Source organism: Microbacterium sp. Kw_RZR3, from assembly GCF_029222405.1.
Taxonomy (GTDB): domain Bacteria; phylum Actinomycetota; class Actinomycetes; order Actinomycetales; family Microbacteriaceae; genus Microbacterium.
The window spans coordinates 19961-27279 of sequence record NZ_JARHXC010000237.1 but is presented as its reverse complement, the minus strand read 5'-3'; the positions used below and the strand labels follow the sequence as shown (position 1 = coordinate 27279).

At 71.0% G+C, this 7319-nt stretch carries 5 protein-coding genes; 1 reads left to right on the top strand and 4 read right to left on the bottom strand.

The window, feature by feature from the left end:
* Positions 1 to 712: 712 nt before the first annotated feature.
* The 4 genes from P2P98_RS13365 to P2P98_RS13350 all read right to left on the bottom strand — a co-directional run bounded on the left by P2P98_RS13365 (position 713) and on the right by P2P98_RS13350 (position 4994).
* A complete protein-coding gene (locus P2P98_RS13365; protein WP_275800484.1) occupies positions 713 to 1702 on the bottom strand; it encodes a helix-turn-helix domain-containing protein in 990 nt (329 codons plus the stop codon).
* Positions 1703 to 1938: 236 nt separating this feature from the next.
* A complete protein-coding gene (locus tag P2P98_RS13360; RefSeq protein ID WP_275800482.1) occupies positions 1939 to 3264 on the bottom strand; it encodes a glycosyltransferase in 1326 nt (441 codons plus the stop codon).
* 4 nt (positions 3265 to 3268) lie between these two features.
* Entirely contained in the window at positions 3269 to 4483 is a 1215-nt protein-coding gene (locus P2P98_RS13355; protein ID WP_275800492.1) for a glycosyltransferase, read from the bottom strand.
* A gap of 142 nt (positions 4484 to 4625) precedes the next feature.
* Positions 4626 to 4994 (bottom strand): helix-turn-helix domain-containing protein, encoded by a 369-nt coding sequence (locus tag P2P98_RS13350; protein WP_275800480.1) that lies wholly within the window; start codon positions 4992 to 4994, stop codon positions 4626 to 4628.
* A 64-nt stretch (positions 4995 to 5058) separates the two neighbouring features.
* On the opposite strand from P2P98_RS13350, the gene P2P98_RS13345 reads away from it, so the two are divergent.
* Positions 5059 to 7317, top strand: coding sequence for an LLM class flavin-dependent oxidoreductase (locus P2P98_RS13345; protein ID WP_275800479.1), 2259 nt, complete (start codon positions 5059 to 5061; stop codon positions 7315 to 7317).
* Positions 7318 to 7319 lie beyond the last annotated feature (2 nt).

Sequence of the window (7319 nt, the reverse complement as noted above, 5' to 3'; positions counted from 1 at the left end):
ATTCGGAATCCGTCCTGGGGGCGATGGGGGCGGTGACGGGCCGAGGCGTCCGGAGTTCGGCCCGCACGGGGCAATGAACGCGGCACGCGACCGAGTCGTCGAGGCGCGGCATCCGGGATCCGTCCCGGACGGGACCGGAGCAAGGCAGGCGGTGCCCACCTGGCCGTCTGGTGGCGTCCGGGTTCGGGCCGGCGCCTACCGCCAGGCGGAGTGGGGGTGCGCGCGGGGGCGTACCGTCAGGCGAAGTGGGGGGTGCGCGCGGGGGCGTACCGTCACGCGGAGTTCGATTGCGACGCGCCGCCCCGGCGACCAGCCGAACGGCGCGTCGCCCACGAAATCCGCCCAACGGCACGCGACCGCCGGGCGGGGATCACCCCGAGGCGAAACCCGCCCCACCACCGCGCGTACCGCCATGCGGAGTCCAGCCACGACACGCCGCACCGGCGACCAGCCGAACGGCGCGTCGCCCACGAAATCCGCCCAACGGCGCACGACCGCCGGGCGGGGATCACCCCGAGGCGAAACCCGCCGCACCACCGCGCGTACCGCCATGCGGAGTCCGGCCACGACACGCCGCGAACAACGCCGCACAAACGGCGTGGCGCCCACGAACTCCGCGCGACGGCACGGCCGCGGCCCGCCCGCCGCCCCGGGGCAACCGAGGCCGCAACAGGACGAATCCCGGATGCCGAAACCCGGCCCCCGGACGACGTCAGGCGGGCACGGCCTCGCGCGGCGCGGCAGGCACGTCATCCGCACACGAAAAGCGCGCGCGATATGCCGTGGGGGTCAGGCCCAGCGTGCGGGCGAAGTTCTGACGCAGCACCGCCGCCGAGCCGAACCCGCACTCCGCAGCGATGCGGTCGAGGCCGAGATCGGTCTCCTCGAGAAGGCGCTGCGCGTGCAGGAGGCGCTGGCGGGCGAGCCACGCGGCGGGCGTGGCACCGAGGTCGGCCTTGAAGCGGCGGGCGAAGGTCCGCGGCGACATGTGCGCGCGGGAGGCCAGCTGATCGACCGAGAGTTCGGCATCCAGGTTCTGCAGCATCCACTCAGTCACCGGCGCGAGCGACATCGACGGAGCGACCGGCAGCGGCGAGGCGATGAACTGCGCCTGCCCGCCGTCGCGCTGCGGGGCGACCACCATGCGCCGGGCGATGCGGTTGGTGAGTTCGGCGCCGAGCTCCTGGCGCAGCAAGTGAAGGCAGGCGTCGAGACCGGCGGCGGTTCCCGCGCTCGTGATGATGCGCCCGGACTGCACGTAGAGCACGTCGGGGTCGACGTCGATCGAGGGATACATGCGCGCCATGACGTCGGCGTAGCGCCAGTGCGTGGTGGCGCGCTGGCCGTCGAGCACACCGGCTGCCGCGATCACGAACGCCCCACTGCACACGCTCAGGAGCCACGCGCCACGCGCGTGAGCGGCACGCACGACCTCGAGCACACGCGGATCCACGGACCCCCACTGCTCGCGCGGAATCGGCGCGAGGATGACGATGTCGGCGTCGGCCGCCGCGTCGAGACCGAGCTCGACATTCACCGAGAAGCCGATGTTCGAGGGGACGACGCCCGGATCCGGCGCCACGATGCGGAAGTCGAAATTGGGGATGCCCTCATCCGTGCGATCGAGGCCGAATGCCTCGCACGCGAGACCGAACTCGAACGGAGCGAAACCCGGCTGGATCACGACGGCGACAGAACGCATGTGCACCTCAAGGAGTGGCAGAAATCGAACGAACACCGTCCATCGTGCCACTCGCGGCGCAAAATGGCGATGCGTAGCTTTTCTGCCATGGCTTATCTCATCGCTCTCGCCGCCCTCACCCTCGTCAGCGTGGTCGCGTCGGTGTGGCTCATCCGCACCGACGGCTACCGCGCGGTCCCCACCGACCCCGCGCGCGCCGCGCGCCGTCGGGAACCCGCCTCGCGCGAAAAGAAGCGTCAGCGTCCGGCGGAAACGGCCCGGCCGTACACCCCGACCATCGCTGCCGTCCGCGACGACTGGCGGAACCGCTCCGCGATCGTCGGGTCGACAGCGACCGGCGTGCCCGCTGCGATGTCGTCGGCCGCGCGGCGGAGCGAGTCCGCGAGCGCGGAGGTCGTTGCATCCGGAACCGCCCAGACGCCAGCGCCCAGCTCCGACGCGATATCGGGATCGCTGACGACCGCCGGAGTTCCGAGCGAGGCCGCCTCGAACACGGTCATGCCCTGCGTCTCGAAGCCGATCGAGGTCTGCACCACCGCGTCGGCAGCCGCCAGCCGCGCGAGCGTCTCGGCGTAGCTGAGGCGTCCGGAGAAGACCACGGATGCCACGGGCTTCCGCTCCGCGACGAGCTTCTGCGCCGCGCGGAGTTGGGCGCCACCGCCGATGATCTCGACCTCGGCGTCGATGCCCGACTCGACCACCGCCTCGAGGAACGGCAGGAGGCGCTTCTCGGGGCTCATCCGGCCGAGCCACACGAAGCGCGGGGGGCCGGGGCGGCGGGCCTCGGCACCGGTCGCGAGCGCGGCGTCGAGGATGTCGTCGTCGATGCCGTTCCAGATGACATCGACACCGCCGGCGGCGGGCACGACACCGCGCTCTTCGAGGCGCCGAGCGAAGTGCCCGGAGGGTGCGGTGATCGCGCGCGAGAGGCCCGCGAAGCGGCGGAGATAGGCCCATCCGTCTGCCGGGCCGGCGCCCTGCGTCGCGTGCCCCGCGCGTGCGTCGGGCGCCGCGGGCGCAGCCGCCGCCACGCGTGCGGAACGCGCGGCATCCCGCGGATTCACGCCCGGGGACGGCGGGGTCGCCGCGTTGCCTCGCGTCGCCGCCGCGCCGCGCAGCGCCCGCCGCGCCCACGCGTTCAGCACGCGGAGGACGAGAGTCGGGAAGGGCGCGGTCGCCTCGATCCCGACGTCGACGCGATTGTGCATCGTGTGCACGACGGGGAGGCCGTGCCGCGCCGCGTAGCGGTGTCCGATGAACGCACCCCAGAAGTCCGCCTGCACGTGCACGACGTCGACGGGGAGTCGGGCACCGAGCTCGGCATCCACGAACCGATCCGTGCGCGAGCCGGGCCAGGTGAGCGCGTACTCGCGGTCAGGCGTGATCGCGATCGAGGGGAGGTCGATGTACGCCGCGTCGTCGGGCGCGGGCCGGTGCATCCGTGGCGCGACGACCGTCACGACGTGCCCCGCGCGCTCGAGGAAGCGCTTCTGCAGCCGCATCGACACCTGCGCCCCGCCGAGGGACTCGAGGTGCTGGTCGGCGAACATCACCACGTGCACGCGGTCACTCCGGGATCGGCCGTCCGCGGTACAGCGCCTCGAAGGTGTCGAGCGTGCGACCGATGTCGTGCACGATGACGCCGTCGAGCGAGGCCTGCTGCATGCGGCGACGCTCTTCGGGGTCGGCGGTGAGGACGTCGGTCAGACGCGCCGCCAGCTCTTCGGCGTTGCCGGGCTCGAAGAGGTAGCCGTTCTCGCCGTCGTGCACGAGGTGCGGGAGGGCGACGGCGTCGGCAGCGACCACCGGGAGTCCGGATGCCATGGCCTCCATCGTCGCGATCGACTGCAGTTCCGCGATCGAGGCGATCGCGAAGACGCTCGCCCGGGTGTAGAGCGCGCGCAGCTCCTCTTCGGAAGTGTGACCGTGGAACGTCACGCGCGCAGAGAGGCCGAGCTGGTCGGCGAGCTGCTCGAGATTGCGGCGCTGGTCGCCCCCTCCGACGATGTCGAAGGTGACGTCGAGGGCGGGGTCGAGCAGCTTGAGCGCCCGCAGGACGACGTCGATCCCCTTTTCGCTGGTGAGGCGGCCGACGAACAGGATGCGGTTCGCATCGCGCGGCTCGAGATCGGGCGTGTAGTTCGACCGGTCGATGCCGCACGAGATCGGGATGACCCCCTCGATGCCGATCGTGGACTCGAGGAAGTCTGCCGCACGGCGCGTCGGGGTCGTCACCGCACGGGTCATCGCGAACGTGCGGGCGGCATCGGCCCAGGCGAGCTTGACGAAGATGCGGTCGAGGAAGTCGGGGAGCGTCGTGAAGTCGAGGATGTTCTCGGCCATCACGTGGTTGGTGGCGACGACCGGGATGCCGCGCTTGCGCGCCTCTCTCGTGAGACCGCGGCCGATCACGATGTGCGACTGGATGTGGACGACATCGGGCTTCACCTGGTCGAGCACCTTGCGCGCGTAGTGCTTCGCCCGCCACGGCAGGACGAAGGTGAGCCAGTCGTGTGGGAGGAAGCGATACGCCGGCAGACGGTGCATCGTCATGGGCTCGCCCTCGATCACCTCGGTGAAGGTGCCGGCGTGGCTGTGCCCGACGCTCGGTGCCGCCACGTGCACGTCATGCCCGCGGGCGACGAGCCCCGCGGCGAGGCGCTCGGCGAATCGAGCGGCGCCATTGACGTGAGGAAGGAAGGTGTCGGCTCCGATGAGGACGGTGAGCGGACGGTCGGCGGGCGTGCCGGTGGGCGTGCCGGTGGGACTGCCGTCGGGCATGGGGTCGGAGGGCGTCGCAGGAGTGGTCACGGGTGGTGAGGCCTATCTGTGCGGCGGTAAGGGGCACGCGGGGCGGGTTCGCGGGGCTGCTCCACTGTACCGGAGGGCGTTTTGCGCTCCCCGGAAGCCCCGCCCGAACGCTTCAGCCCCTCACCTCTCCGCCCTTCTCGTCTTCGGCGACCGGTTCCCAGCGGCGGGCGTAGCGCGCCATGGGCTGCAAAGAGCGGAGAAGCTCGACACCGCGCTCGGTGAGGCGATACGAGATCGTCACGGGCGTGGTCGGCCGGACGTCGCGCGCCACCAGCTCGGCGACTTCGAGCTCACGGAGTCGGACGCTCAGCATGCGACCCGAAAGCCCCTGCACCCGGTGCTCGATCTCACTGAAGCGCTCGGCCCCCATGCCGAGGGCGAGCAGGATGCCGCTGGACCACCGCCGACCGACGACTTCCATGACATCGGAGATCCGCCGGCATTCCTCGTCGTCGATGTGCAGGGGCAGCGAAGCAGTCACTTACTCATCGTAAGCCGCTTACGCGGGGTTTGTCGAGCGTGACAGGTCGCCGGAGGCTGAAGACATGACCGACTACCTGCATCCCCTGCGCTTCGGCACCTTCGTCACCCCGGTCGCGTCCGCCCCGCAGCAGCCGGTCGACCTCGCGCTCCTCAGCGAAGAGGTGGGGCTGGACATCGTCACATTCCAGGACCACCCCTATCAGCCGGCGCTCCAGGACACGTGGACGCTGTTGTCCTGGGTCGCGGCGAAGACCTCTCGCATCCATGTGTCCGGCAACGTCCTGAACCTCCCGTTACGCCAGCCCGCCGTGCTCGCGCGGGCGATGGCGAGCCTGGACCGCCTCAGCGGCGGGCGTGCCGAGCTGGGGATCGGCACGGGCGGATACTTCGATGCGATGGCGACGATGGGCGCGCCCCTGCTGACGCCGGGCGAGGCCGTGAGCGGGCTGGACGAGGCTCTCGACATCATCCGGGGCATCTGGGACACCACCGACCCCTCGCCACTGCAGGTGGACGGCGTGCACCACCGGGTGTTCGGCGCCGCACGCGGACCGGCCCCGGCGCACGAGATCCCGATCTGGGTGGGGGCCTACAAGCCGCGGATGCAGCGCATCATCGGCCGGAAGGGAGACGGCTGGCTGCCGAGTCTGCCGTGGATGAAGTCCGGCGACATCGAGCGCGGGAACCGGATCATCGATGCATCCGCCCGAAAAGCCGGCCGTGATCCGCGTGCGGTGACCCGTCTCTTGAACGTCACCCCGCAGTATGCCGCAGCCGACCTCGCCGAGTTGACCGTCGAGCACGGGATCAGCGTCTTCATCCTGGGTTCCGACGATCCGCGCGAGATCCGGAGGTTCGCGGCAGAGACGGCGCCGCGCATTCGCGACCGTGTCGCCGAAGCCCGCCGGAGCAAGCGCACCCCCTCTGCGGCGCGCGCCTTCCGCGACGATCCGATTCCCGATGCGCTCGCCTCGCGCATCCTGCTGCCCGGCGACCCGGGCTACACCCGCTACACGGCCGGGTACTTCCGCGGAGCCAGGCCCGGGCTGGTGATCCGCCCGCAGTCGCCGGCGGAGGTTCAGGATGCCGTGCGCTTCGCGTCTCGTCATCGCGACGTACCGCTCGGCCTGTTCAGCGGCGGACATGGGATGTCGGGGCGGTCGCTGAACAACGGCGGCATCGTGATCGCCCTCGATGCCCTGAACGAGATCGAGATCAGTGGCGGGAATCGCCTGCGGGTCGGCCCGGGCGCCCGTTGGCGCGAGGTCGCGGCGGCGCTCTCGCCCTACGGCCTGGCGATCACCGCGGGTGACTACGGCGGCGTCGGCGTGGGCGGGCTGGCCACCACCGCGGGGATCGGGTGGTTCGCGCGCGAGCGAGGACTCACCATCGACCATCTGCGCGCGGTGGACATCGTCACGGCGGACGGCGAGCGCGTCCACGCGAGCGAGTCGGAGAACCCCGACCTGTTCTGGGCAGTGCGTGGGGCGGGTGCGAACTTCGGCGTCGTGGTCTCGTTCGAGTTCGAGGCGCACCCGGTCACCGACCAGGTCGGATTCGCCATGCTCGCCTTCATCCCCGACGACCTCACGACCTTCCTGGAAGGGTGGGGGACGGCGATCGAGAATGCGGATCGCACCGTGACGGGCACGCTCATGATCGGCCCCGTCTCCCCCGGCACGCCGCCCGTCGTGCAAGCACTGATCGTCGTCGACGAGCACGATCCCGAGGTGGTCGTGGCGCGTCTCCAGCCGCTCGCCCGGCTCGCGCCGATGGCGAATCAGTCCGTCCAGATGGTCCCCTACGCTGCGCTTCTCGAACTCCCCGCCGGTGGCGAGCTCCAGCACGGGCACGGCGAGCCGCACGGGCACTCGGGCCTGGTACGTCACCTCGACCATGAGGTGGCCGGGAGGATCGCCGACCTGATGGCATCCCGTTCCTCGTTCATTCTGAGCATCCGTTCTGCCGGCGGCGCCGTCGGGGATGTCGCCGCGGACGCGGCCGCCTACGGATGGCGAGACGCGAACTTCCTCCTGGCGATGGTCGGGGGCGGCACGGGTGAGGTCGAAGAGAGGTGGGCTGAGCTCGCGCCGAGCCTGGAGGGCATGTACCTCAGCTTCGAGACCGACACCGGTCCAGAGGTTCTCGAGCGAGCATTTCCGCCCGCCCACCTCGCTCGGCTCCGGAGGCTGAAAGCCGTCTGGGACCCCAGCGGCCTGTTCCGCGACAACTTCTTCATCGCGCCCGACCCCCATCCCGTCTCTCGCTCATCCTCGACCTCGGACGAGGACCGTTTCCCGACCACCACCCCCCGGAGTTGATT